Consider the following 23,932-nt stretch of genomic DNA (forward strand, 5'->3'; position numbering starts at 1 on the left):
CCGGAGCCCGGGGGTACAGGGGGCGGCGGCGACTGGCCGCCCCCTGTGCGCTCCCGGCGCCATGAGAGACATAACGCAGAAGACATATCGGGAGCGCCATCTGCCTGGATATAACCCAGAACAGCCGTTTTTCCGGGGCGAAACCGTTGCAAACCGATAACTGTATCGACTTATCCGGCCCCCACCGCTCCCTGCGCCAACGCCGCGCTAATGTGGCTTAAACCGGCGTTACCCTGGCCTCCTTCGCCTCACGCGTCCCGCGATGAAGCAGCGCGTGCAGCAGGATCGCCCCGAAGGTGGCGGTACCAATCCCGCCCAGCGTAAAGCCGCCCAGCGACAGCGCGAAATCGCCGGCGCCCAGCACCAGGGTCACAGACACCATGATCAGATTGCTGTTCTGGCTGAGGTCGACGCGGTTTTGCACCCAGATCCGCGCCCCGGCGACGGCGATCAGGCCAAAGACCACGATCGAGGCGCCGCCGATCACCGGCCCGGGAATGGTGTGGATTAATGCGCCGAATTTCGGCGAGAAGCCCAGCAGCATGGCAATCAGCGCCGCGGCGACAAACACCAGCGTCGAGTAGACCTTGGTCACCGCCATGACGCCGATGTTCTCCGCATAGGTCGTGACCCCGCTGCCGCCGACCGAGCCGGAGAGCATGGTCGCCAGACCATCGCCGACGAAGGCGCGCCCCATGTACGGATCCATATTGCGCCCGGTCATCCCGGCGACGGCCTTCAGGTGGCCGAGGTTCTCGGCCACCAGGATCACCGCGACCGGGGCAATCAACATCATCGCCTGGCCGTTAAAGGATGGGGTGGTAAAGTGCGGCAGCCCGAACCACGCCGCCTGGGCGAGGGGAGAGAAGTCCAGCGGTTTGCCGAGGCCAAAGCCGTTAGCCAGCAGGGCGTACAGCGCGCAGGCGACGATCAGGCCGACCAGGATCAGCAGACGCTGCAGCATCCCGCGGGTAAATACCGCGACTATGCCGATACAGAGCACGGTTAACACCGCCATCCAGCTGTCGAAGGCGCTGGCGGAGACGCTGCGCACGGCAATCGGCGCCAGGTTCAGGCCGATAGCCATCACCACCGCCCCGGTCACCACCGGCGGCATCAGGCGCTCGATCCAGCGGGTGCCGATCTTCATCACCACCAGACCGATCAGGGTATAGACCAGCCCGCAGGCGATGATCCCGCCAAGGGCGACGCTGAGGTGAGGGTTGAGTCCCTGGCCGTTAAAGCCGGTAATGGCGATCACCACCCCGACAAAGGCGGCGCTGGAGCCGAGATAGCTCGGCACCCGTCCGCCGGTGACGACAAAGAACAGCAGGGTGCCGACCCCCGACATCAGTATGGACAGGTTTGGGTCGAGCCCCATCAACAACGGCATCAGCACCGTCGCGCCGAACATCGCAACGGCGTGCTGCACGCCCATCACCAGCGTTTGCCCGGCCGATAAGCGTTCATCGGGCGCGACAACGCCGGATTCGGCGGCGGGGGAGGTCAGCTTCCAGCGAGGAAAATCGAAGAGTGCCATGATGATATCCCGGGTTAAAGGTTAACAAGCGGGTCGCATAAGCGTGTGATAGCCGCGGTCAAACCACATCAGACCCCGGGGTTCCGGGTGACGGGTAATGGCCACGACGTGACAAAACAGAATGTCGTGCGTGCCGACGCTGACGCGCTGGTCGATGCGGCAGTCAAAGCTGACCAGCGCCGCCTCCAGCCGCGGGCAGCCGGTGACGCCGGTCTGCCAGTCGGCGGCGGCAAAGCGCTCGTCCATCGCCGTTTTACCGCCAAACAGCGTTGACAGCGCCTCCTGTCCCGCCGCCAGGGTATTGACGCACAGCGTGTGGTGTTCGCTGAACACCGGCCACACGGAGGCTGAGCGGTTCAGACAGACCAACAGGGTCGGCGGGGTGTCGGTCACGCTGCAGACCGCGCTGGCGGTAAAGCCCGCCCGGCCCGCCGGGCCATCGGTGGTAATAATGTTAACCGCGGCGCCGACGCGGGCCATGGCGTCACGAAAACTCTCTTTGTCCGCTAACTTCATCGCCAACTCCTTATGCCAGCAGGCAGGCTTCATCAAAGGACAGACGCGGCAGGCGGCCATACAGTTTGCCGGGGTCGCCATAGCCGATGTTCACCAGCAGGTTGCTTTTCCAGCCGTTGTCGGCGAAAAACGCTGCATCGACTTTTTCCCGATCGAAACCGGACATCGGCCCGGTGTCGAGTCCCAGCGCCCGGCAGGCGAAAATCAGATACGCCGCCTGCAGGGAGCTGTTGCGAAACGCGGTCTCTTCCGCCAGCTGCGGGCTGGAGGTGAACCAGCTGCGGGCATCGCCGTGGGGAAACAGGGTCGGTAGCCGGTCGTAAAAGGCGCTGTCCCACGCCACGATGGCGGTCACCGGCGCCTGCATGGTTTTCTGCAGATTGCCGCTGGAGAGCGTCGGGCGGAGCTTCTCTTTGCCTTCCGCGCTGCGCACGAACACGATGCGCGCCGGCGAACAGTTGGCGGAAGTCGGCCCCATTTTCATCAGGTCCCAGACTGCCTGCAGCTGCGCATCGCTCACTGGCTTATCCAGCCAGCCGTTGTGGGTCCGGGCCTGGGTAAACAGCGTCTCGCAGGCCGTCTGGTTTATCGCGTCGTTCATCGGGTCTCCCTGGCGACCGGCAGCATAGCGGCCAGCCCGTCGCGTAAAATGGTATTAAAGGTATCGGCGTCGGTGACGTTGCAGGCATGCCCGCCCCACGGCATTTCCACGCGCTGGCTGCCGGGGATCGCCGTCTGCAGCACGCGGGAGCAGGAGGCCGGGACCAGCAGGTCGTCAGCGGCGCTAACCATCAGCGTCGGGCAGGCGATGGCCGCCGCACGACGGGAAAAATCAGCCTGCTTCAGGGCCTGCAGCCGCTTCAGCAGGTTCTCCTTGCCCTGAAAATGGCTGATGGCAAGCGCATCTTCGGCTTCGAGGCGCGGCAGGCGCGCGGCCATCCATTCCGCCGGGTAGAGAAACAGCGGCTGCGCTTCGACCCACGCCTGCGCGCCGCCGGCATGCAGCAGACGCTCGCGCACCAGGAAGCAGCGGCGGGTGTGCGGCGACAGCGACAGCCAGCCGTTGACCAGCACCAGGGCGCTCACCGCCTCGGGGCGATCGAGCGCCAGCTGCAGGCCAATCAGCGCCCCCAGCGCGTGGCCCACCAGCGCGAAGCGGGCGATCCCCGCCGCCTGCAGAGCGCTGAACAGCTCCCCGGCCATCGTCGCCATGCTGTAGTCGGCGGGCAGCGGACCGGCGTTCTCCCCGGTCCCGTTATGGTCATAACTTACCAGCTGATACTGTTCCTCCAGCGCCGCGCGCTGCGCCAGCCAGTAGCCGCCGCCGCCGCCCAGACCTGCGCTGAGGACCACCACCGGCGCGCCGGGCCATGGGGCCGGAGCAATATTGAGCCTCATCATGTCGGGGTGCCGATATGGGCGACGCTGGCGATTTCCACCAGCGCATCGGGCTTCACCAGCCCGCACTGAATGCAGAAGCGCGCGGGTTTATCGCCGGGGAAGAACTCGGCGTAAACCTCGTTAATCGCGGCGTAATTTGTCCAGTCGGTGATAAAGATGCTGTTGAAAGTCACATCCGCCATACTCCCGCCCGCCGTTTCGATAACGCTCTTGATGGTCTCCAGCACGTGGCGGGTTTGCGCCTTTGGGTCGCCGATGTGCACCACATTGTTTTGCTTATCAAACGGCAGAGTGCCGGAGACGTAGATCACGCCATCGGCGAGCGTCCCCGGAACAAAGGGGGCAATCGGCGTGGTGGTGCCTGGCGGAATAATCACCTGTTTAGGCATAACGTTTCTCCTTGGCTAAAGACAGCGGGGTGGCAGGGGACAGCGCGCGGCAGAAGCTCTCGACGTCGCTGACCCAGCCGAAAAAGGTTTCTATATTGAACAGCGCCGCCTGCTGGGCGAAGGCCGGTCCGGCCTGATGGGTAGCATCCTCCAGCACCACGCCGAAGTATTCGAGGAAGAAACCATCGCGCAGCGTCGATTCGACGCAGACGTTGGTGGCGATCCCGGTGAACACCAGATGACGGATGCCGCGGCTGCGCAAAATGCTGTCGAGCGGAGTGTTAAAGAAGCCGCTGTAGCGCGGTTTCGGCAACACGATGTCGCCTTCCTGCGGCGTCAGCTCGTCCACCAGCTGATAATCCCAGCCGCCTTTCGCCAGCAGCTTGCCCTGCAGTTCCGGGCGCTGACGCATCGTTTTCAGCGCGTTGGACTTATGGTAGTTCGGCGAGCCCGGGCCGCCGGCTTCAACATACTGGTCATCCCAGCCGTTCTGGAACCAGATAATCAGCATGCCCGCGGCGCGAGCGGCGGCGACGGCGGTATTAATATTGTCGATAACCGGCCGGGTGGCGGAGACGTCAAATCCGGCGAGATCCAGATAACCGCCCAGGCTGGCGTAGGCGTTCTGCATATCGACAACAATCAGCGCGCTCTGCTGCGGCGGGAAGGTCAGGGATTCCGGGCGAGCGGGAAGGGTAATCATCAGGCCACCTCACGGGTAACAGGAGCAATATGGTCCCGGCAGCGCATCAGCGGCTGAATGCGTTCGCCAAAGGCGTCGATGCCGGCAAGAAAATCATCAAAGGTCAGCAGCACGCCGTCGGTGCCGGGCACGCTCGCGACTTCATCAAGCATACAGGCGACGCTGGCATAGGATCCGACAAGGGTGCCCATGTTGATATTGACCGCCGAGGTGGGGTCGGCCATCTGGCGCACGTTGGTATCGCTGCCGGAGCGGGTGTCTTTCTGACTCTGCTCGGTGAGCCACGCCAGCGCTTCTTCATCGGCGCCCGCTTTGTAGTGCTCCCATTTGGCGCGCGCCGCTTCGTCGGTTTCGTCAGCGATCACCATGAACAGCACATAGGAGCCTACGTCACGGCCGGTTTTTTCCGCCGCCTGCATCATACGCGCCGCGGTCGGCGCGAAGGCCGTTGGCGTGTTGACCCCTTTGCCAAAGCAGAAGTTATAGTCGGCGTGCTGGGCGGAGAAGGCCATGCCGGCGTCGCTCTGCCCGGCGCAGATCACCTTCATCGGCTGCGAAGGGCGCGGGCTGACCCGGCAGTCGTTCATGGTGAAGTAGTCGCCTTTGAAATCGCTGCGCCCGGTGCCCCACAGGTCGCGGAGCACCTGAACGTATTCGGTGAGATAGTCATAGCGGCTGGCGAAATAGTCATCCCCTGGCCACATGCCCATCTGGTCATATTCCGGTTTTTGCCAGCCGGTCACCAGATTGACGCCAAACCGGCCGCCGGAGATGGAGTCGATGGTGGAGGCCATCCGGGCGACGATCGCCGGCGGCAGCGTGAGGGTGGCGGCGGTGGCGTAGATCTGGATCTTCGAGGTCACCGCGGCCAGGCCGGCCATCAGGGTGAAGGACTCCAGGTTGTGATCCCAGAATTCGGTTTTCCCGCCGAAGCCGCGCAGCTTGATCATGGAGAGCGCGAAGTCGAAATGGTAGTGCTCGGCTTTCTGCACGATAGCCTTATTCAGTTCGAAGGTCGGCATATACTGCGGGGCATGGGTGGAGATCAGCCAGCCGTTGTTGCCAATGGGAACGAAAACACCAATTTTCATACCTACCTCTCTACAGTCATGGAAGATGGGTTGCGGTGGCGCGGCATCCTGCCTCTCCCTGGACCACCTCGCAGAAGAGGTAAAGCAAACGCGATGCCAGTTTTATAAATGCTAATGTTATTAATGTGTTGCTATTGGGTTGCTAAAAAGGACGATAAAAAAGTGGACTGGATGGTCAAAATCAGTGCACGAAAAAACGGCAGTCATGCGCAATCAGGGTGCATGGGGTCGTGTCGGCGAAGGGCTTTTGCTATGCTGGTGGCGTCAACTGAAGGAGAGGATGTATGGCACAGGGCGCGGTGAAGAAAAACGGCAAACGTTCACAAGCGGTCAGCGCCAAAAAGGAGGCCATCCTGGCCGCCGCGCTGGAGGCATTTTCGCAATTTGGTATTCACGGTACGCGACTGGAGCAGGTGGCTGAGCGCGCCGGGGTGTCGAAAACCAATCTGCTCTATTACTACCCTTCGAAAGAGGCGCTGTACGTGGCCGTTCTGCAGCAGATCCTCGCCATCTGGCTGGCGCCGCTGAAGGCCTTTCGCGAGGATATCAGCCCGCTGGTGGCGATCCGCGAGTATATTCGTCTGAAGCTGGAGGTGTCCCGCGATCACCCCCAGGCCTCGAAGCTCTTCTGCCTTGAGATGTTGCAGGGCGCGCCGCTGCTGATGGGCGAACTGACCGGGGATCTGAAAGCGCTGGTCGATGAGAAATCGGCGATTGTTTCCGGCTGGATCGACCGCGGCAAGCTGGCGCCGGTCGATCCGCAGCATTTAATCTTTATGATCTGGGCCACTACCCAGCATTACGCCGACTTCGCCACCCAGGTGGAGGCGGTCACCGGCGCCACGCTGCAGGACGCGGCCTTTTTTGAGCAAACGGTCGATAATGTCCAGCGGATGATTATCGAAGGCATTCGCGTCCGTTAATTGGCCGGCGGCAGCGGGCAGCTTTGATCGCCGTCCTCGCACTGCAGCAGCGAGGCGAGGAAAGATTCCCGCTCCACGCTCTTATCGGTCATGCACTGGCTCACCAGCATCGGCTGCATGCTGCCGCCTTCGGCTCCGGACGCGAGGAAAGCGCAGTCGGCGTCGCGCAGGGCGATCCATGCCTGCTGGGCCTGCTTCAGTAATGTCTGCTGTTTACCCACCGCACGCTGCAGAGCCTGCTGCCAGGTGTCGTTCAGCTTTTTGTCGGCTGCCTGATACTGCGCGGCCGCGCACTGATTCATTTCGGTCTGGGTGTTGGCGTTGCTGCACTCGTCCGCCAGCGCCGCGCCGCTGGCCAGCAAGACCGCCGCGGCAAATAACATGCGTTTCATTGTTCTGCTCCCATAAAAAAGGCTCCCGTCCGGGAGCCTTAATTAAGCACAGCTGACGTCGGCTGTCATTAGCTGATCGCATCGCCGATTTCCCGGATGGCGGCGCACAGCGCCACCGGGGAGCCCGTCTTAGCCGATGGTCATCAGGCTGGCGTTACCGCCTGCCGCCGCGGTGTTGACGCTCAGCGAACGCTCGATGTACAAGCGCTCCAGCAGCAGATTGGTTTCGCCGCGGGCGAAGCCCTGCACGGAGACAATCGCCCCGTCGCGCGCCGCCACCTGCTCGCACAGCTCGCGCAGCTGGTCGGAGTCGCCGTGATAGATAACCGCGTCGAAGGCCTGGCCAGGCAACTGATCCGCTTTGGCGAAACGGATCCGCTCGCTGACGTCCCGCGGGAGTTTCTTCGCCAGATCGCGCTGCAGGGCGCTGTCCGGCCACAGCACTTCACAACCGACCGCCAGCACGGCCGCCAGCTGGATCAGCGCATCCTGCTCATTATCCGCCACGCACAGCACGCGCTCGCGAGGCATCAGCGTCAGGGTGTTGCGCTCGCCGGTGGGCCCCGGAAGCAGGCGTTGGGTGCCGCTTTGCGCCTGCTCGCTGTACTGCTGGCACAGAGCCTGCAGCTCAGGACGGCCCGCCGCCCACTGCTGCAGCGCCTGCAGCGGTTTTTCCAGCAGCGTTTTCAGCTGGGCGTCCAGCGGACGCTCTGCATCCTGGCGGGCGAAGGTCACGCCAACTGCGCCCTGCGGACGGCTGGAGAGCAGGCGGTAAAGGTACAGCGGACCGCCGGCTTTTGGACCGGTACCGGACAACCCTTCGCCGCCGAACGGCTGCACGCCGACCACCGCGCCAACCATATTGCGGTTGACGTACAGGTTGCCCACCTTCGCGCTGCCGGTGACCTGGGCGATGGTCTCGTCGATACGGGTATGTACGCCGAGGGTCAGGCCGTAGCCGGAAGCGTTAATCTGCTCCACCAGTTTGTCCAGCTCGTTACGGTTATAGCGCACCACGTGCAGCACCGGGCCGAAGACCTCTTTTTTCAGCTCGTCGAAGCTGTCGAGTTCGATAAGCGTCGGCGGCACAAAGGTCCCGTGGTTCCATTCGCGGGCGTCTTCGCTATTCTCGCGCACCGCCTGATAGACGGTGCGGCCTTTGGCGCGCATCGTCTGAATATGGCGTTCGATATTCTCTTTCGCTTCCGCATCGATAACCGGGCCGATATCGGTGGTCAGGCGGCCGGGATTGCCCATCCGGCACTCGCTCATCGCGCCGCGCAGCATGGTTAAGGTGTGGTCGGCTACCTCTTCCTGCAGGCAGAGGACGCGCAGGGCGGAGCAGCGCTGACCGGCGCTGTCGAACGCGGAAGCCAGGACGTCGATCACCACCTGCTCGGTAAGCGCCGACGAGTCGACGATCATCGCGTTCATCCCGCCGGTTTCGGCGATCAGCGGCGTTGGGCGTCCCTGAGCGTCGAGGCGGCTGGCGATATTGCGTTGCAGCAGGGTGGCCACTTCGGTGGAGCCGGTGAACATCACGCCGCGCACGCGCTCATCGGATGTCAGCGCGGCGCCGACGGTTTCCCCGCGGCCCGGCAGCAGCTGGATCACCCCTGGCGGCACGCCGGCTTCCAGCAGGATCGCCACGCCCTGAGCGGCGATAAGCGGCGTCTGCTCCGCCGGTTTCGCCAGCACGCTGTTGCCGGCCGCCAGCGCGGCGGCAATCTGCCCGGTGAAGATCGCCAGCGGGAAGTTCCATGGGCTGATGCAGACCACCGGACCCAGCGGACGGTGGGTTTCATTATCGAAATCGTCGCGCACCTGACCGGCGTAGTAGTGGAGGAAGTCAACGGCTTCGCGCACTTCGGCGATGGCGTTGCTGAAGGTTTTACCCGCTTCGCGCACCAGGATCCCCATCAGGGTCGGCATCTGGCTTTCCATCAGCACCGCGGCGCGCTCAAGAATGGCGGCGCGCTCCTGCGGCGGGGTGGCGAACCAGATGGGCGCGTTGTTGATAGCGCTGGTGAGCGCCTGCTGCACTTCGTCATCGCTGGCTTCGCGGACGTAACCGACGATATCCTTCGGCTCCGCCGGGTTGACCACCGGCTGCATCTCGCCTTCGGCCACCGGCTGCTCCAGCATCGGCAATGCCTGCCATTTATGCAGGGCGCTGTTGAGCAGGGAAGAGGAGAGGGAGGCCAGACGATGCTCGTTAGCCAGATCCAGACCGGCGGAGTTGCTCCGGCCGCTGCCGTAGAGATCGCGCGGCAGCGGAATTTTCGGATGCGGCAGACCGGCCTGGCCTTCCTGCTGCGCCAGTTTTTCCACCGCGCTGACCGGGTCGGCCACCAGCTCGTCCAGCGGCAGGGTATTGTCCGCGATACGGTTGACGAAGGAGGTATTGGCGCCATTCTCCAGCAGACGACGCACCAGATACGCCAGCAGCGTCTCGTGGGTGCCCACCGGAGCGTAGATCCGGCATGGCCGGTTCAGTTTGCCGTCGGCGACTTTGCCCACCACCTGCTCGTACAGCGGTTCGCCCATGCCGTGCAGGCACTGGAACTCATACTGGCCAGGGTAGTAGTTCTGGCCCGCCAGCTGGTAGATAGCCGCCAGAGTATGGGCGTTGTGAGTGGCGAACTGCGGATAAATCAGGTTCGGTACCGCCAGCAGCTTTTTCGCGCAGGCGAGATAGGAGACGTCGGTGTAAACCTTGCGGGTGTAGACCGGGTAGCCTTCGAGACCTTCCATCTGCGCGCGTTTGATTTCGCTGTCCCAGTAGGCGCCTTTCACCAGACGGATCATCAGGCGACGACGGCTGCGGGTGGCGAGATCGATCAGCGCGTCGATGACGAACGGGCAGCGCTTCTGGTAGGCCTGAATAACAAAACCGATGCCGTTCCAGCCCGCCAGCTCCGGCTCGAAGCACAGTTTTTCCAGCAGGTCGAGGGAGATCTCGAGACGGTCGGCCTCTTCAGCATCGATGTTAATGCCAATGTCATACTGGCGCGCCAGCAGGGTCAGCGATTTCAGACGCGGATAGAGCTCTTCCATCACCCGGTCATACTGGGCGCGGCTATAGCGCGGGTGCAGAGCCGAGAGCTTAATGGAGATGCCCGGGCCTTCATAAATGCCGCGGCCGTTGGAAGCTTTGCCGATGGCATGGATCGCCTGCTGATAAGAGACCATATAGGCCTGGGCGTCGGCGGCGGTCAGGGCCGCTTCGCCGAGCATATCGTAGGAGTAGCGGAAACCTTTATCTTCCAGCTTGCGGGCGTTAGCCAGCGCTTCGGCGATGGTTTCCCCGGTGACGAACTGCTCGCCCATCAGGCGCATCGCCATATCCACGCCCTTACGGATCAGCGGTTCGCCGCTCTTGCCGATGATGCGGTTCAGCGAGCGTGAGAGGCTGGTTTCGTTGTGGGTGGAGACCAGTTTGCCGGTGAACAGCAGCCCCCAGGTGGCGGCATTGACGAACAGCGACGGGCTGCGGCCGATATGCGACTGCCAGTTGCCGTTGCTGATTTTGTCGCGGATCAGCGCATCGCGGGTGGCTTTATCCGGAATACGCAGCAGGGCTTCCGCCAGGCACATCAGCGCCACCCCTTCCTGTGAGGAGAGGGAGAACTCCTGCAGCAGACTCTGCACCATGCCGGCGCGGCCGCTGGCGGTCTTCTGGTTGCGCAGTTTTTCCGCCAGCTGATACGCCAGCTTATGCGCCTGCTCGCCCAGCGGCTGCGGCAGTCGGGCCTGCTCCAGCAGCATCGGCACCGCGTCGGTTTCCGGGCGACGCCAGGCGGCGGTGATCGCCGCGCGGCTTACCGACTGCGGCAGGATCTGCTCGGCGAATTCGAGGAACGGCTGATACGGCTCTTCCGCCGGGGAACCCGCTTCATCGCTTTCATTGGCGGCCCCGGAGAGCAGCGCCGGCAGTTCGGGCAGCGTTTCGTCGTTCTCCAGCTTTTCCAGATAGTTGAAGATGGCCTGCTTAATCAGCCAGTGCGGCGTGCGGTCAATGCGGCTCGCGGCGGATTTAATGCGCTCGCGGGTTGCGTCGTCAAGCTTAACACCCATGGTGGTGGTGCCCATGCTCAAAACTCCTGTCATTTATCGTTAGGCTTATGCGGTTGCCTGGAAATATCCACTATGTTGCAACTTTGTGCAACCTTGTTAATTGAGGCGTGTGACGAAAGCCGTGAAATGGCGGATTTGTTAAAAATAGTGCCTAAAATAGCAGAATTTTAACCCCGGGCTCATAGGGTATTTGTATGCGTGAGTTAACACTTTTGTTTGGTGCAACCTTTAAAAACGTGAGAGAGTGCAACCTCTCGCAAATTGACGTTTTGCGCCGTCGGTTTTTCGTGTAAATGCTGTGTTAAATCGTTTGTGAAAAACCGAAGCTTCCGTCAGGATACGGTCGCCCAATTAAACAATGCGCTATTACCCCGTTCCGGTAGTGGAAAAAAACGACGAAGTTGGACGCTGTCGATAAAAATTCTGGAGACTTTGCATGGCTATTAGCACACCGATGCTGGTGACATTTATTATTTATATTCTTGGTATGGTATTGATAGGGTTTATTGCCTGGCGTTCGACCAAAAACTTTGATGATTATATTCTCGGGGGACGCAGTCTGGGGCCATTTGTGACCGCGCTTTCCGCCGGCGCCTCGGACATGAGCGGCTGGCTGCTGATGGGCCTGCCGGGCGCCATTTTCCTCTCCGGGATTTCCGAAAGCTGGATCGCCATCGGCTTAACGCTGGGGGCGTGGGTTAACTGGAAGCTGGTAGCCGGGCGCCTGCGCGTGCATACCGAGGTGAATAATAACGCCCTGACGCTGCCCGATTATTTTACCGGCCGTTTTGAAGATAAAAGCCGGGTGCTGAGAATTATTTCAGCGCTGGTTATTCTGCTGTTCTTTACCATCTATTGCGCCTCGGGAATTGTGGCGGGGGCGCGTCTGTTTGAAAGCACCTTCGGCATGAGTTATGAAACCGCGCTGTGGGCCGGCGCGGCGGCGACGATTATCTATACCTTTGTCGGCGGCTTCCTCGCCGTCAGCTGGACGGATACCGTGCAGGCCAGCCTGATGATTTTCGCGCTGATCCTCACCCCGGTGATCGTGATTATTTCCGTCGGCGGCTTTGGCGATTCGCTGGAAGTCATTAAGCAAAAGAGCATCGAAAATATCGACATGCTGAAAGGGCTGAATTTCGTGGCGATTATTTCGCTGATGGGCTGGGGGCTGGGTTATTTCGGTCAGCCGCATATTCTGGCGCGCTTTATGGCGGCGGATTCGCACCACAGCATCGTCCACGCGCGTCGCATTAGTATGACCTGGATGATCCTCTGCCTCGCCGGGGCAGTGGCCGTCGGCTTCTTTGGTATCGCCTACTTCAATAACAACCCGAGCCTGGCGGGCGCGGTTAACCAGAACGCCGAACGCGTGTTTATCGAGCTGGCGCAAATCCTGTTTAACCCGTGGATTGCCGGGATCCTGCTGTCGGCGATTCTGGCGGCGGTGATGTCCACCCTGAGCTGTCAGCTGCTGGTTTGCTCCAGCGCGATTACTGAAGATCTGTATAAAGCCTTCCTGCGTAAAAACGCCGGTCAGAAAGAGCTGGTCTGGGTGGGCCGTATGATGGTGCTGGTGGTTGCCCTGGTAGCCATTGCCCTGGCGGCCAACCCGGAGAACCGCGTGCTGGGTCTGGTGAGCTATGCCTGGGCCGGTTTCGGCGCCGCCTTTGGCCCGGTGGTGCTGTTCTCGGTGATGTGGTCGCGTATGACCCGTAACGGCGCGCTGGCCGGGATGGTGATTGGCGCTCTGACCGTGATCGTCTGGAAGCAGTTTGGCTGGCTGGGCCTGTATGAAATTATTCCGGGCTTTATCTTCGGCAGCATCGGGATTGTGGTCTTTAGCCTGCTGGATAAAGCGCCGTCGGCCAGCATGCAGCAGCGCTTCGCCGAAGCGGATGCCCACTACCATACGCCGCCGCCGGTACGCGCCACGGCTGAGTAAGCTCATCTGACGCTCACGAGCCCGCCGCTGGCGGGCTTTTTATTGCCTGTTGCCGGGCCGGAATATTATAACCCTTGCTAATTATTTGAAAATCCGCTGATATTTCCTGACTAATAACAATGAGGATAGCAAAGATGACGTTCAGACAGGGTGCAATGGCGCTGGTGCTGGCAGGGTTACTCAGCGGCTGCGCGGCGGGTGGAAGTTCATCGGCCAGCGCGCCGAAGCCCGGCGCCTGCCCGGCGGATCAGTCCATGGTGCAAACCACGCTTTACTTCGGTCTGAGCCGCCCGGCGGGGAAAGACATCACCCCTGAAGAGTGGCAACAGTTTGTCGACCGCGACGTCACGCCGCGCTTTCGCGACGGGCTGACGGTGTTTGATGCCCACGGCCAGTGGCTGGGCCAGAATGGACAGGTGGTGCGGGAGCAGAGTAAGGCGCTGATGGTGATCCATGGCAACGACGCGCAGAGCGAGGCCGGTATTGAGGCGCTGCGCCAGGGCTATAAATCACGGTTCGCGCAGGAGTCGGTGATGCGTGTCGACCAACCGGTCTGCGTACAGTTCTGAGTTAACGGCGGGGGCAGCCCCGCCGTTTGTCTTACAGCACCAGCCCGGCGAAGCTGGCCGAAAGCAGGCTCACCAGCGTGGCGCTATACACCAGCCGCAGGCCGAAGCGGGAGACGATATTGCCCTGCGGTTCATTCAGGCCTTTGATCGCTCCGGCGATAATGCCGATCGAGGCAAAGTTGGCAAACGACACCAGAAAGACCGAGAGAATGCCGAGCCCGCGCGGCGTCATGCTGGCGGCAATCTTTTGCAGCTCAATCATCGCCACAAATTCGTTAGCGACCAGCTTGGTGGCCATGATGCTGCCGGCGTTCAGCGCATCGCTCAGCGGAATGCCGACAAGCCAGGCCAGCGGATAGAAGACGTAGCCGAGGATCTGCTGGAAGCTGAGGCCAAACAGGGTAGCGAACAGCGCGTTAATGGCGCTGATCAGCGCGATAAAGCCGATCAGCATCGCCAGAATAATCATCGCCACCTTAAAGCCGGCCAGAATATATTCCCCGAGCATTTCAAAGAAACTCTGCGATTCATGCAGCTTCTCCAGCTTTATTTCCTGCTCGCTGCCCGGCCGCGTCGGGTTAATCACCGACAGCACGATAAAGGTGCTGAACATATTCAGGATCAGCGCCGCGACGACGTATTTGGCGTCCAGCATGGTCATATAGGCGCCGACGATCGACAGCGATACGGTCGACATGGCCGTCGCCGCCATGGTGAACAGACGCCGCGAGGAGAGGTCGCCCAGCACGCCTTTGTAGGCGATGAAGTTTTCTGACTGGCCGAGGATCAGTGAGCTGACGGCGTTAAAAGATTCCAGCTTACCCATGCCGTTGACCTTCGACAGCAGGGTGCCAATGACGCGAATAAAAATCGGCAGGATCCGCCAGTGCTGGAGAATACCAATCAGCGCGGAAATAAACACAATCGGACACAGGACGCCAAGGAAAATAAAGGCTAAGCCTTTTTCGCTCATGCCGCCAAAGACGAAATTGGTCCCTTCGGCGGCAAAGCCTAATAGCGAAGCAAAAAAGCCGGAGATATTTTTCACCAGCCACAGGCCGCTTTCGGCGTGCAGGAAAAAGAAAGCGAGCGCTATTTCGATAATAATCAACTGGAGAATATAACGAATACGAATTTTTTGTCTGTCATAGCTGACAAGCCAGGCCAGGGCGAGGATCACCGCCAACGCCAGCAGGAAATGAAAAAATGCAGTCATGTTGTTCTTTTCGCAGGTCAATAAGGCCGCCATTTAGCCATAGCCGCTGCGACGGGTAAATATCTGACGTAAAAAATCCTTTGCTTATTCTTTTCCCTCATAACAGGCGAATATTTTCATAAGTCATTATTTGCCAGCGATTTATTTACAACTGATCATCATTCTCTACACATTTTGCTTGTGTTTCTGAGTATTGTAATGATAATCACTATCATAAATATTACCTGTTTTTGCATTCGTTGACGGTGCTTTACATTTAAGGGTATTGGCATGTTTGTCCCATTTCTCATTATGTTACGCGAAGGCCTGGAGGCGGCGCTGATTGTCAGCCTGATCGCCAGCTATCTGAAACGCACCCAGCGCGGCAACTGGATTGGCGTGATGTGGATTGGCGTGATCCTCGCGGCGGCGCTGTGTCTTGGCTTAGGCATTTTTATCAACGAAACCACTGGTGAATTTCCTCAGCGTGAACAGGAGCTGTTCGAAGGGATCGTCGCGGTCATCGCGGTGGTGATCCTGACGTGGATGGTCTTCTGGATGCGCAATGTCTCACGCAACGTCAAGCAGCAGCTGGAGCAGGCCGTGGACAAGGCGCTACAGCGCGGCAATCACCATGGCTGGGCGCTGGTGATGATGGTCTTTTTCGCGGTCGCCCGTGAGGGGCTGGAGTCGGTCTTCTTTCTGCTGGCGGCATTCCAGCAGGATGTCGGCATCTGGCCGCCGCTGGGGGCGCTGCTGGGGCTGGCCACGGCTATCGTGCTGGGCTTCCTGCTCTACTGGGGCGGTATCCGTCTCAACCTCGGCGTGTTCTTCAAATGGACCAGCCTGTTTATCCTGCTGGTGGCCGCTGGCCTGGCCGCGGGGGCGATCCGCGCCTTCCACGAGGCGGGCCTGTGGAACCTGTTCCAGGAGACCGCCTTCGATCTGAGCACTGTGCTGTCGACGCATACGCTGTTCGGCACGCTGCTGGAAGGGATCTTCGGCTACCAGGAGACGCCAAGCGTCAGCGAAGTGGCTGTTTATCTGCTTTATCTGATCCCGGCGCTGGTGCTGTTTGCGCTGCCGCCGCGAAATAATACGACTGCCTCGCGGGCTGCCTGACCGGGCGCTGCGAGCTTATAAGCGACACTCTACTTACCGAAAGGGATGATCATGATGATTCATTTTCGCCGTAATGCGCTGCGGGTGACCGTGGCCGCGCTGCTCTGCTCTGCATTCGGTGCTCAGGCTGCGGATATCCCGCAGGTCAAAGTCACCGTCAACGATAAACAGTGCGAGCCGATGCAGGTGACCGTTAACGCGGGTAAAACCCAGTTTATTATTCAGAACCACAGCCAGAAAGCGCTGGAGTGGGAGATTCTGAAAGGGGTCATGGTGGTGGAAGAGCGTGAGAACATCGCGCCGGGCTTTACCCAGAAGCTCACCGCGAACCTGCAGCCGGGCGAATATGACATGACCTGCGGCCTGCTCACCAACCCGAAAGGCAAACTGATCGTCACCGGCGCCGCCACCAAAGACGCGGCGAAAGCCGATGCGGTGCTGAGCCTCGGCGAAGCGATCACCGCTTACAAAGCCTATGTGACGGCGGAAACCGCGCAGCTGGTCAGCGGCACCAAAGCCTTTACCGACGCGGTGAAAGCGGGCGATATTGAGAAAGCGAAAGCGCTGTACGCCCCGACGCGCCAGCATTACGAGCGCATCGAGCCGATCGCCGAGCTGTTCTCTGACCTTGACGGCAGCATCGACGCCCGCGAAGACGACTTCGAGAAAAAAGCGGAAGATCCGAAATTCACCGGTTTCCACCGTCTGGAAAAGGCGCTGTTTGGCGATAACAGCGTCAAGGGCATGGAAAAATATGCCGATCAGCTGAACAGCGATGTGCTGGAGCTGCAAAAACGCATCAGCGAGCTGGCGTTCCCGCCGTCAAAAGTCGTGGGCGGTGCGGCAGGATTAATTGAAGAAGTCGCGGCCAGCAAGATCAGCGGTGAAGAAGATCGCTACAGCCATACCGACCTGTGGGACTTCCAGGCCAACATTGACGGCGCGCAGAAAATTGTCGACCTGCTGCGCCCGCAGCTGCAAAAAGAGAACAGCGCGCTGCTGGCGAAAGTGGACGCCAACTTTAAGAAAGTGGACAGTATCCTCAGCAAATACCGCACCAAAGACGGTTTCGAAACTTACGATAAGCTGACCACCGCTGACCGTAATGCGCTGAAAGGGCCGATCACCACCCTGGCGGAAGATCTGGCTCAGCTGCGCGGGATCCTGGGTCTGGACTAAGTCGATGGCACAACAGAAACCACACGACGTGAACGAGCCGTCACGTCGTCGCTTACTGAAAGGGATCGGCGCGCTTGGCGGCGCGCTGGCCATCACCGGCGGTTGCCCGGTGGCGCATGCGGCAAAAGCGGAAAGCTCCCCCGGGACGCTTGCACCCGACGCGCGTCAGGAAAAACAGCCATTCTACGGCCGGCATCAGGCGGGCATTCTGACGCCGCAGCAGGCCTCGATGATGCTGGTGGCGTTCGACGTGCTGGCGTCAGATAAAGCCGACCTCGAGCGTCTGTTCCGGCTGCTGACCCAGCGTATCGCCTTTTTAACCCACGGCGGCCCGGCGCCGGATACGCCTAATCCCCGACTGCCGCCGATGGATTCCGGCATCTTAGGGCCGTGGATTGCCCCGGATAACCTGACCATCACCGTCTCGGTCGGCCATTCGCTGTTTGATGAGCGCTTTGGCCTCGCGGATAAAGTGCCGAGAAAACTGCAGCCGATGACTCGCTTCCCCAATGATTCGCTGGATGCCGCCCTGTGCCATGGCGACCTGCTGCTGCAGATCTGCGCCAATACTCAGGATACGGTGATCCACGCCCTGCGCGATGTCATCAAACATACGCCGGATTTGCTCAGCGTGCGCTGGAAGCGGGAAGGGTTTATCTCCGATAGCGCGGCGCGCAGCAAAGGCAAAGAGACCCCCATCAACCTGCTGGGTTTCAAAGACGGCACCGCTAATCCGGCGAGCCATGACAGCGCGCTGATGGATCAGGTCGTGTGGGTAACGGCGGATCAGGACGAGCCGGCCTGGGCCGTGGGCGGCAGCTATCAGGCGGCGCGCATCATCCAGTTTCACGTCGAGTTCTGGGACCGGACGCCGCTGAAAGAGCAGCAGACGATCTTTGGCCGCGACAAACACACCGGAGCGCCGCTGGGGATGAAAAACGAGCACGATACCCCGGATTACAGCAACGATCCTGGCGGCGAGACGATCGCGCTGGATAGCCATATTCGTCTGGCCAATCCTCGCACGCCGGAAACCCAGTCCAGCCTGATGATGCGCCGCGGCTACAGCTATTCGCTGGGCGTCACTAACGCCGGGCAACTGGATATGGGGCTGTTGTTCGTTTGCTATCAGCACGATCTGGAAAAGGGTTTTCTGACGGTGCAGAAACGGCTTAACGGCGAGGCGCTGGAGGAGTACGTTAAACCCATTGGCGGGGGCTACTTCTTTGTTTTACCCGGCGTAGTGGATGACAAGCACTACCTGGGACAGACGCTGCTGCAGGCCTGATACCGACCCTGTCCGCAAGGGCAGGGCGTTTTCTGCTGTTTTTCTCATTTTTCTTATATTTCCTGCCATGTGTTATATTTCTGTAATACAAATGACCGATAGTCTCCTACACTTGCTTAAGAACTATTTGTTGCGTCATTGTGAAAAATAAGTTGCATTAAGAATCTTTTTTGATGTACTTATTACATACGCGGTAGTTCCCGGCAGTGTGACGTTTCACTATGGAGATCGCGAATGGTAAGGTCCCGTACCGGACAACGTAAAACCACAGACCGTACTCTTCAGCACGGAAGCCCCGCTTCCGGCAGCGATTTTCTCACTCTTTCTCCCTCCGCTTCGAATTATTATCACCTTGGCAGGGTACGCGGTGCGCGTAGCCGCGACTCGTTGTCAGTTCTACCGGCAAGCAATGGCTTACAAGGAAGCCAAACCTCAATCGTTCGTGCGCATAGTCGCGTCGATGTTGACGCGTGTGATGTAAACCTACAACGCAAGGTGCTATCCATGGGAAGACAAAAAGCAGTGATCAAAGCTCGTCGTGAAGCAAAACGTGTGCTGAGACGGGATTCACGCAGTCATAAGCAGCGTGAAGAAGAATCGGTCACATCGCTTGTGCAAATGAGTGGCGTAGAAGCAATTGGCATGGCGCGGGACAGCCGTGATACTTCCCCAATTGAGGCGCGCAATGAGGCTCAGGCGCATTATCTGAATGCCATCGACAATAAACAGCTGATTTTCGCCACCGGCGAAGCCGGATGCGGCAAGACCTGGATTAGTGCGGCGAAGGCAGCGGAAGCGCTGATCCATAAGGATGTGGACAGAATTATTGTTACCCGTCCCGTTCTGCAGGCCGACGAAGATCTCGGCTTCTTACCGGGAGATATCGCCGAGAAGTTCGCGCCCTATTTCCGACCGGTTTACGACGTGCTGGTGAAAAGGTTGGGGGCTTCCTTTATGCAGTACTGCCTGCGTCCGGAAATCGGCAAGGTGGAAATCGCGCCGTTCGCCTATATGCGCGGACGTACCTTTGAAAATGCGGTGGTGATTCTGGACGAGGCCCAGAACGTGACCGCAGCGCAAATGAAGATGTTTTTAACCCGCCTCGGGGAGAACGTGACGGTCATCGTCAATGGCGATATCACCCAGTGCGACTTGCCCTCTGGTGTGAGATCTGGCCTAAGTGATGCGCTGGCGCGTTTTGAGGAAGACGAGATGATCGGCATCGTGCGTTTCACCACCGATGACTGCGTGCGCTCGGCCCTCTGCCAGCGGACGCTGAAAGCCTATTATTGAGCGTCATACTGTGAGCCAAGCCCGGGCTAGCCCGGGCTTTGTTGTTTTGATCTTTGCGACAGTCTGAAGTGCGGATAAAATTTCTGTTTTGAGGGATCCATCGCTGTAGGTGATAGAATTTCTTCTCTGTAATACAAGAATATCTGCTTTGCTATACATAAGCGCCTTTCTAATAATTTCTTTCGTCTTACGCCGTTTTACTCATTTAATTGTATGGATACTTGTAAGGGAAGCACTATGGTCGTACATGGGAAAGTTATCAAGTTATTAATTACTATTTTGATGGTGGGGTTGTCATCTGCTGCTTATAGTAAAGATTATCAGGCAGGGAAAAACTTCACTGTCATTAATTCTACTGTTAAGCAACCGCCGCAACTGGTTGAGTTTTTTTCCTTCTACTGCGGACCTTGTTATGCGTTTGCAGAGCGCATCAATGTTGATACAGCTATCAGAGAGCGCCTGCCCGCCGATATGAAACTGGAAAAATACCATGTCAGCCAGATGGGACCTTTAGGACCAGCATTAACAGAAGCATGGGCCGTAGCACAATATGCTGGGGTAGATGGCAAGGTGGAAAAGTTATTGTTTGAAGGCTTACAGGTTAAGCGTGATATTAAAACGACAGCTGATATTGTTAAGGTATTTAATCAACTTGGCATTACGTCCGAGAAATATGCCGAAATGCAAAGTAATTTTATGGTAAAAGCTTTAATTGCCAGACAGGACAATCTGGTCGAAAAAATGAAAGTAAGTGGTACGCCTTCTTTTTATGTTTCAGGGAAATATCATATTAACAATGCATCACTCGCGCAAGATGACTATGATACCTATGCAGAGGATATGGCGAATCTGGTTTTATTTTTGCTTAACAAATCCCAGTGACGTGAAGTGAGATAGTTTCATTCGGATTGTCTTTTTCGTTCTGTCCAGGTGGTTGCGCCAGTTGTCGAACCCCGGTCGGGGGTTCTCATCCCCCCCGGCGGAGAATATAAAAGAAAAGAGCCCGTACTTGCGTACAGGCTCTCATCTCGAATATGGCGGTGAAGGGGGGATTGACTCGCTTCGCTCGCCCCTGCGGGGCAGCCCGCTCGCAGGCTCGCGGTCTGTCCAACTGGCGTTGCCAGTTGTCGAACCCCGGTCGGGGGTTCTCATCCCCCCCAGCGGAGAATATAAAAGAAAAGAGCCCGTACTTACGTACAGGCTCTCATCTCGAATATGGCGGTGAGGGGGGGATTGACTCGCTTCGCTCGCCCCTGCGGGGCAGCCCGCTCGCGGGCTCGCGGTCTGTCCAACTGGCTGCGCCAGTTGTCGAACCCCGGTCGGGGATTCTCATCCCCCCCGGCGGGTGCCACATGCGAAAAAAAAGCCCGTACTTGCGTACGAGCTCTTCTTAAAATATGGCGGTGAGGGGGGGATTCGAACCCCCGATACGTTGCCGTATACACACTTTCCAGGCGTGCTCCTTCAGCCACTCGGACACCTCACCATATTGTCTTGCTGCTCACCTTGGGTGGGCAACGGGGCGCTACTATAGGGAGTTGCGTTTAAACGGTCAAGCATAATTTCTTCTTTCTTTACCGACCGCTCACGCAATGAACAACGCCCCGCTGCGACGTAGCGGGGCAGGCGTTTTAGCGCTGGGAATCAAGCTGTTCGTTATTCTTCACGACGTCCTGCGCTTTGCTATAGCTTTCGATCAGCAGCTGGTAGGCCGGGAAGACTTTGGTGTACACCTCCGCCCATTCTGCGGCGTCCGGGCGATTCCAGGTACGCTGCAGCTCAGAGGCGACGGCGGCGGTATCCATCGGCACTACGCCGGCCTGTACCACGCGAGCCAGGGTGATCTCCTGCGCCATTTTGCTGTAGGTGCCGGAAGCGTCAATCACGGCAAACACTTTATAACCGTCGGCGACGGCGGCAATCGCCGGGAAGGCCATGCAGACGCTGGTGATGGTCCCGGCGATAATCAGCGTTTTGCGACCGGTCGCTTTCACCGCGGCGACGAATTCCGGGTTATCCCAGGCGTTGATCTCGCCTTTACGGGCGATGTATTTCGCATGCGGCGCGTTCTCATGAATCTCCGGAATCAGCGGACCGTTCGGCCCCTGCGGCACGGAAGCGGTGGTGATCACCGGGATCCCGGCAAGCGAGGCCATCTTCGCCAGCGCGGCGGCGCGAGCGCGCAGCTCAGGCATCGGCATATCGCCGACGGTCTGGAACAGGCCGCTCTGGTGGTCAATCAACAGCATGGCGGTATCGTTGACATCAATCACCGGACGAGCACCGTTAAAGTTAGCGGGAGTAGACATAGTATTCACCTCAATGAGTTAGATTTGGCCAAAGCGGCCGCTGTTAAAATCGCGAACGGCTTCTGCGATCTGTGTTTTGTTATTCATGACAAAGGGGCCATAGCCCACAATCGGCTCCTGCAGCGGTTCGCCGGCCATCAGCAGAACTTTTGCCTGGGCGGTCGCCTCCAGGTGCAGTGCGTCTCCTGCCTGGCTCAGGACGGCGAGCTGGCCTTCGCGGGCGGATTCGGAACCGTTGATGATCACTTCCCCTTCCAGTACCACCAGCGCAGTACTCCAGCCTTCCGGCTGGCGCAGCGTGAGGTCGTGCCCCTGATTCAGCTGCAGATCCCACACGTTAAGCGGTGAGAAGGTATGGGCCGGGCCGCTGACGTCGTCATACTGGCCGGCAATAACCCGAACCTGTCCGGCGCCATTCGCCAGCGCGACGGTGGGGATTGTCCCGGCGGTAATGCTCTGGTAGCCGGGGGCCGTCATTTTGTCTTTGGCGGGCAGGTTGACCCACAGCTGGATCATCTTCAGCTCGCCGCCGCTGCGGGTGAAGGCCTCCGAGTGGAACTCTTCGTGCAGGATCCCGGCGCCGGCCGTCATCCATTGCACGTCGCCTGGGCCGATCACCCCGCCGCGTCCGGTGGAGTCACGATGCTCTACTTCACCGGCGTAGACGATAGTGACGGTTTCGAATCCGCGATGCGGATGCTCACCGACGCCGCGTTTATCGCTGCCTGCCGGGAAGGTGTACGGCCCGGCATAGTCGAGCAGTAAGAAGGGGCTCAACTGCTGGCCGTGCGTCTGATAGGAAAACATCGAACGAACCGGGAAGCCGTCGCCTACCCAATGCTGCGCAGGCGCGGTGTAGACTCCTGTAATCTGTTTCATGGCTTTCTCCTGTGTATCGGTAACTGATGTGAATAAGCTTATATCCGGGACGACGTGTGCGGTAGTAAGCAAAAATGACCTATACTGTTCCAAAAATGGAACAATGGAGGAAGGATGCAGGATCTCAATGACTTCGCCTGGTTTGTCCAGGTCGTGGACCATGGCGGTTTCGCCGCGGCGGGGCGAGCGCTTGACCAGCCGAAATCCAAGCTCAGCCGCCGTATTGCGCAACTCGAGGAGCGGTTGGGCGTGCGTTTGATTCAGCGAACCACTCGCCAGTTCGCGGTCACCGAGGTCGGGCAGACCTTTTACCAGCATTGCAAAGCGATGCTGATTGAGGCCGAGGCGGCGCAGCAGGCGGTCGACACGCTGCGCGCCGAGCCGCGCGGCAGCGTCAGGATCACCTGTCCGGTCACCTTGCTGCATGTCCATATCGGACCGATGCTGGCGCGATTTATGGCGCGCTATCCCGGGGTAACATTGCATCTTGAGGCGACCAACCGCCGGGTGGATGTGGTCGGTGAGGGCATTGATGTGGCGATCCGCGTCCGTCCCCGGCCAATCGAGGACAGCGACCTGGTGATGCGCGTGCTGGCGGACCGCGGGCACCGGCTGGTGGCCAGTTCGCAGCTGATTTCCCGGCTCGGACGCCCGCAGGCGCCGTCTGAGCTGAGCGACTGGCCAGGGCTCAGCCTGGGGGCGAACAAGCATCAGCATAAATGGCAGCTTACCGGGCCTGAAGGGGCAAGGGCGGAGGTGTATTTCACGCCGCGAATGGTGACCACCGATATGCTGGCGCTGCGCGAGGCGGCGATAGCCGGCGTGGGGGTGGTGCAGCTTCCTTTATTGATGGTGCGCGATCAGCTGGCGTCAGGGGAGTTAGAGGTGGTACTGGATGAGTGGCAGCCGCGGCGGGAAGTGATCCATGCGGTATTTGCCTCCCGGCGCGGGCTGCTGCCCTCCGTTAGAGCGCTGGTGGATTACCTCAGCGAAGAGTATCAGCGAATGGAGGAGGATTAGCTTCGGGATTCGCTTTTCCCGGGGGGCGTCCCCCCAGCGGAGAATATAAAAGAAAAGAGCCCGTACTTGCGTACAGGCTCTCATCTCGAATATGGCGGTGA

General features: G+C 59.4%; 21 protein-coding genes and 1 tRNA gene. 9 read left to right on the plus strand and 13 right to left on the minus strand.

Going from position 1 to position 23,932, the window contains the following annotated elements; all coding sequences use genetic code 11:
• Positions 1–217 precede the first annotated feature (217 nt).
• From rutG to rutA, 7 genes are read right to left on the minus strand one after another with little or no spacing between them, the layout of a single operon-like run.
• Entirely contained in the window at positions 218–1,540 is a 1,323-nt protein-coding gene (gene rutG, locus ABLV04_RS07915; protein ID WP_008805937.1) for a pyrimidine utilization transport protein G, read from the minus strand.
• 21 nt (positions 1,541–1,561) lie between these two features.
• Positions 1,562–2,056 (minus strand): NADH-dependent FMN reductase RutF, encoded by a 495-nt coding sequence (gene rutF / locus ABLV04_RS07920; protein ID WP_048297217.1) that lies wholly within the window; start codon positions 2,054–2,056, stop codon positions 1,562–1,564.
• A 10-nt stretch (positions 2,057–2,066) separates the two neighbouring features.
• Positions 2,067–2,657, minus strand: coding sequence for a malonic semialdehyde reductase (locus ABLV04_RS07925; RefSeq protein ID WP_017901103.1), 591 nt, complete (start codon positions 2,655–2,657; stop codon positions 2,067–2,069).
• Entirely contained in the window at positions 2,654–3,457 is an 804-nt protein-coding gene (gene rutD / locus ABLV04_RS07930) for a pyrimidine utilization protein D (protein ID WP_044522016.1), read from the minus strand. The genes ABLV04_RS07925 and rutD overlap by 4 nt, the downstream gene beginning before the upstream one ends.
• Positions 3,454–3,846, minus strand: a complete 393-nt coding sequence (gene rutC / locus ABLV04_RS07935) for a pyrimidine utilization protein C (protein ID WP_023289099.1) — start codon at positions 3,844–3,846, stop codon at positions 3,454–3,456. The genes rutD and rutC overlap by 4 nt, the downstream gene beginning before the upstream one ends.
• Positions 3,839–4,549 carry a pyrimidine utilization protein B gene (gene rutB, locus ABLV04_RS07940; protein ID WP_086076567.1) on the minus strand — a complete coding sequence of 237 codons (711 nt, stop codon included), beginning with the start codon at positions 4,547–4,549 and terminating at the stop codon, positions 3,839–3,841. The genes rutC and rutB overlap by 8 nt, the downstream gene beginning before the upstream one ends.
• Complete coding sequence (gene rutA / locus ABLV04_RS07945) at positions 4,549–5,640, minus strand: pyrimidine utilization protein A (protein ID WP_180265733.1); 1,092 nt, start codon at positions 5,638–5,640, stop codon at positions 4,549–4,551. Before rutA ends, rutB begins: the two co-directional genes overlap by 1 nt.
• Positions 5,641–5,924: 284 nt before the next feature.
• Here rutA and rutR point away from each other — a divergent pair, with 284 nt between their 5' ends.
• Complete coding sequence (gene rutR, locus ABLV04_RS07950; RefSeq protein WP_004204508.1) at positions 5,925–6,563, plus strand: HTH-type transcriptional regulator RutR; 639 nt, start codon at positions 5,925–5,927, stop codon at positions 6,561–6,563.
• Here rutR and ABLV04_RS07955 read toward each other — a convergent pair.
• Together ABLV04_RS07955 and putA are read right to left on the minus strand one after the other, a co-directional pair.
• Entirely contained in the window at positions 6,560–6,955 is a 396-nt protein-coding gene (locus ABLV04_RS07955) for a lysozyme inhibitor LprI family protein (RefSeq protein WP_023289101.1), read from the minus strand. The two genes, rutR and ABLV04_RS07955, sit on opposite strands and share 4 nt — an antisense overlap.
• Positions 6,956–7,084: 129 nt before the next feature.
• The gene (gene putA, locus ABLV04_RS07960) at positions 7,085–11,047 is read right to left on the minus strand and encodes a trifunctional transcriptional regulator/proline dehydrogenase/L-glutamate gamma-semialdehyde dehydrogenase (protein ID WP_023289102.1); all 3,963 of its coding nucleotides are present in this window, start codon (positions 11,045–11,047) and stop codon (positions 7,085–7,087) included.
• A gap of 421 nt (positions 11,048–11,468) precedes the next feature.
• On the opposite strand from putA, the gene putP reads away from it, so the two are divergent.
• Positions 11,469–12,977, plus strand: a complete 1,509-nt coding sequence (gene putP / locus ABLV04_RS07965; RefSeq protein ID WP_180265732.1) for a sodium/proline symporter PutP — start codon at positions 11,469–11,471, stop codon at positions 12,975–12,977.
• A 134-nt stretch (positions 12,978–13,111) separates the two neighbouring features.
• The gene (locus tag ABLV04_RS07970; RefSeq protein WP_180265731.1) at positions 13,112–13,546 is read left to right on the plus strand and encodes a DUF3574 domain-containing protein; all 435 of its coding nucleotides are present in this window, start codon (positions 13,112–13,114) and stop codon (positions 13,544–13,546) included.
• Positions 13,547–13,577: 31 nt separating this feature from the next.
• Here the strand turns inward: ABLV04_RS07970 and ABLV04_RS07975 are convergent, their stop codons facing one another.
• Complete coding sequence (locus ABLV04_RS07975) at positions 13,578–14,762, minus strand: nucleoside transporter C-terminal domain-containing protein (protein WP_032429119.1); 1,185 nt, start codon at positions 14,760–14,762, stop codon at positions 13,578–13,580.
• Between the two features lie 270 nt (positions 14,763–15,032).
• Here ABLV04_RS07975 and efeU point away from each other — a divergent pair, with 270 nt between their 5' ends.
• The 5 genes from efeU to ABLV04_RS08000 all read left to right on the plus strand — a co-directional run bounded on the left by efeU (position 15,033) and on the right by ABLV04_RS08000 (position 20,505).
• Positions 15,033–15,863 carry an iron uptake transporter permease EfeU gene (efeU, locus tag ABLV04_RS07980; protein ID WP_023289106.1) on the plus strand — a complete coding sequence of 277 codons (831 nt, stop codon included), beginning with the start codon at positions 15,033–15,035 and terminating at the stop codon, positions 15,861–15,863.
• Positions 15,864–15,914: 51 nt separating this feature from the next.
• Positions 15,915–17,042, plus strand: coding sequence for an iron uptake system protein EfeO (gene efeO, locus ABLV04_RS07985; RefSeq protein WP_023289107.1), 1,128 nt, complete (start codon positions 15,915–15,917; stop codon positions 17,040–17,042).
• Between the two features lie 4 nt (positions 17,043–17,046).
• Entirely contained in the window at positions 17,047–18,330 is a 1,284-nt protein-coding gene (efeB, locus tag ABLV04_RS07990) for an iron uptake transporter deferrochelatase/peroxidase subunit (RefSeq protein WP_023289108.1), read from the plus strand.
• Between the two features lie 504 nt (positions 18,331–18,834).
• Entirely contained in the window at positions 18,835–19,623 is a 789-nt protein-coding gene (gene phoH, locus ABLV04_RS07995) for a phosphate starvation-inducible protein PhoH (RefSeq protein ID WP_002898923.1), read from the plus strand.
• 237 nt (positions 19,624–19,860) lie between these two features.
• The gene (locus tag ABLV04_RS08000; protein ID WP_180265730.1) at positions 19,861–20,505 is read left to right on the plus strand and encodes a DsbA family protein; all 645 of its coding nucleotides are present in this window, start codon (positions 19,861–19,863) and stop codon (positions 20,503–20,505) included.
• Positions 20,506–21,021: 516 nt separating this feature from the next.
• On the opposite strand, the gene ABLV04_RS08005 is transcribed toward ABLV04_RS08000, so the two are convergent.
• The 3 genes from ABLV04_RS08005 to ABLV04_RS08015 all read right to left on the minus strand — a co-directional run bounded on the left by ABLV04_RS08005 (position 21,022) and on the right by ABLV04_RS08015 (position 22,811).
• Positions 21,022–21,109: transfer RNA gene (locus tag ABLV04_RS08005), tRNA-Ser, on the minus strand.
• A gap of 145 nt (positions 21,110–21,254) precedes the next feature.
• Positions 21,255–21,932, minus strand: a complete 678-nt coding sequence (locus ABLV04_RS08010) for an isochorismatase family protein (protein WP_002898927.1) — start codon at positions 21,930–21,932, stop codon at positions 21,255–21,257.
• An 18-nt stretch (positions 21,933–21,950) separates the two neighbouring features.
• Positions 21,951–22,811 carry a pirin family protein gene (locus ABLV04_RS08015; RefSeq protein ID WP_180265729.1) on the minus strand — a complete coding sequence of 287 codons (861 nt, stop codon included), beginning with the start codon at positions 22,809–22,811 and terminating at the stop codon, positions 21,951–21,953.
• Positions 22,812–22,925: 114 nt separating this feature from the next.
• On the opposite strand from ABLV04_RS08015, the gene ABLV04_RS08020 reads away from it, so the two are divergent.
• Positions 22,926–23,831 carry a LysR family transcriptional regulator gene (locus tag ABLV04_RS08020; protein WP_023289111.1) on the plus strand — a complete coding sequence of 302 codons (906 nt, stop codon included), beginning with the start codon at positions 22,926–22,928 and terminating at the stop codon, positions 23,829–23,831.
• Positions 23,832–23,932 lie beyond the last annotated feature (101 nt).

The organism is Klebsiella sp. JN_Kp127 (assembly GCF_040062505.1).
In the GTDB taxonomy this organism is placed as follows: Bacteria; Pseudomonadota; Gammaproteobacteria; order Enterobacterales; family Enterobacteriaceae; genus Klebsiella; species Klebsiella quasipneumoniae.

What these genes read in the sequence shown, in the direction of transcription:
- rutG (WP_008805937.1), bottom strand. Translation starts at nt 1,540, where the DNA reads ATGGCACTCTTCGATTTTCCTCGCTGGAAGCTGACCTCCCCCGCCGCC.
- rutF (WP_048297217.1), bottom strand. Translation starts at nt 2,056, where the DNA reads ATGAAGTTAGCGGACAAAGAGAGTTTTCGTGACGCCATGGCCCGCGTC.
- ABLV04_RS07925 (WP_017901103.1), bottom strand. Translation starts at nt 2,657, where the DNA reads ATGAACGACGCGATAAACCAGACGGCCTGCGAGACGCTGTTTACCCAG.
- rutD (WP_044522016.1), bottom strand. Translation starts at nt 3,457, where the DNA reads ATGATGAGGCTCAATATTGCTCCGGCCCCATGGCCCGGCGCGCCGGTG.
- rutC (WP_023289099.1), bottom strand. Translation starts at nt 3,846, where the DNA reads ATGCCTAAACAGGTGATTATTCCGCCAGGCACCACCACGCCGATTGCC.
- rutB (WP_086076567.1), bottom strand. Translation starts at nt 4,549, where the DNA reads ATGATTACCCTTCCCGCTCGCCCGGAATCCCTGACCTTCCCGCCGCAG.
- rutA (WP_180265733.1), bottom strand. Translation starts at nt 5,640, where the DNA reads ATGAAAATTGGTGTTTTCGTTCCCATTGGCAACAACGGCTGGCTGATC.
- rutR (WP_004204508.1), top strand. Translation starts at nt 5,925, where the DNA reads ATGGCACAGGGCGCGGTGAAGAAAAACGGCAAACGTTCACAAGCGGTC.
- ABLV04_RS07955 (WP_023289101.1), bottom strand. Translation starts at nt 6,955, where the DNA reads ATGAAACGCATGTTATTTGCCGCGGCGGTCTTGCTGGCCAGCGGCGCG.
- putA (WP_023289102.1), bottom strand. Translation starts at nt 11,047, where the DNA reads ATGGGCACCACCACCATGGGTGTTAAGCTTGACGACGCAACCCGCGAG.
- putP (WP_180265732.1), top strand. Translation starts at nt 11,469, where the DNA reads ATGGCTATTAGCACACCGATGCTGGTGACATTTATTATTTATATTCTT.
- ABLV04_RS07970 (WP_180265731.1), top strand. Translation starts at nt 13,112, where the DNA reads ATGACGTTCAGACAGGGTGCAATGGCGCTGGTGCTGGCAGGGTTACTC.
- ABLV04_RS07975 (WP_032429119.1), bottom strand. Translation starts at nt 14,762, where the DNA reads ATGACTGCATTTTTTCATTTCCTGCTGGCGTTGGCGGTGATCCTCGCC.
- efeU (WP_023289106.1), top strand. Translation starts at nt 15,033, where the DNA reads ATGTTTGTCCCATTTCTCATTATGTTACGCGAAGGCCTGGAGGCGGCG.
- efeO (WP_023289107.1), top strand. Translation starts at nt 15,915, where the DNA reads ATGATGATTCATTTTCGCCGTAATGCGCTGCGGGTGACCGTGGCCGCG.
- efeB (WP_023289108.1), top strand. Translation starts at nt 17,047, where the DNA reads ATGGCACAACAGAAACCACACGACGTGAACGAGCCGTCACGTCGTCGC.
- phoH (WP_002898923.1), top strand. Translation starts at nt 18,835, where the DNA reads ATGGGAAGACAAAAAGCAGTGATCAAAGCTCGTCGTGAAGCAAAACGT.
- ABLV04_RS08000 (WP_180265730.1), top strand. Translation starts at nt 19,861, where the DNA reads ATGGTCGTACATGGGAAAGTTATCAAGTTATTAATTACTATTTTGATG.
- ABLV04_RS08010 (WP_002898927.1), bottom strand. Translation starts at nt 21,932, where the DNA reads ATGTCTACTCCCGCTAACTTTAACGGTGCTCGTCCGGTGATTGATGTC.
- ABLV04_RS08015 (WP_180265729.1), bottom strand. Translation starts at nt 22,811, where the DNA reads ATGAAACAGATTACAGGAGTCTACACCGCGCCTGCGCAGCATTGGGTA.
- ABLV04_RS08020 (WP_023289111.1), top strand. Translation starts at nt 22,926, where the DNA reads ATGCAGGATCTCAATGACTTCGCCTGGTTTGTCCAGGTCGTGGACCAT.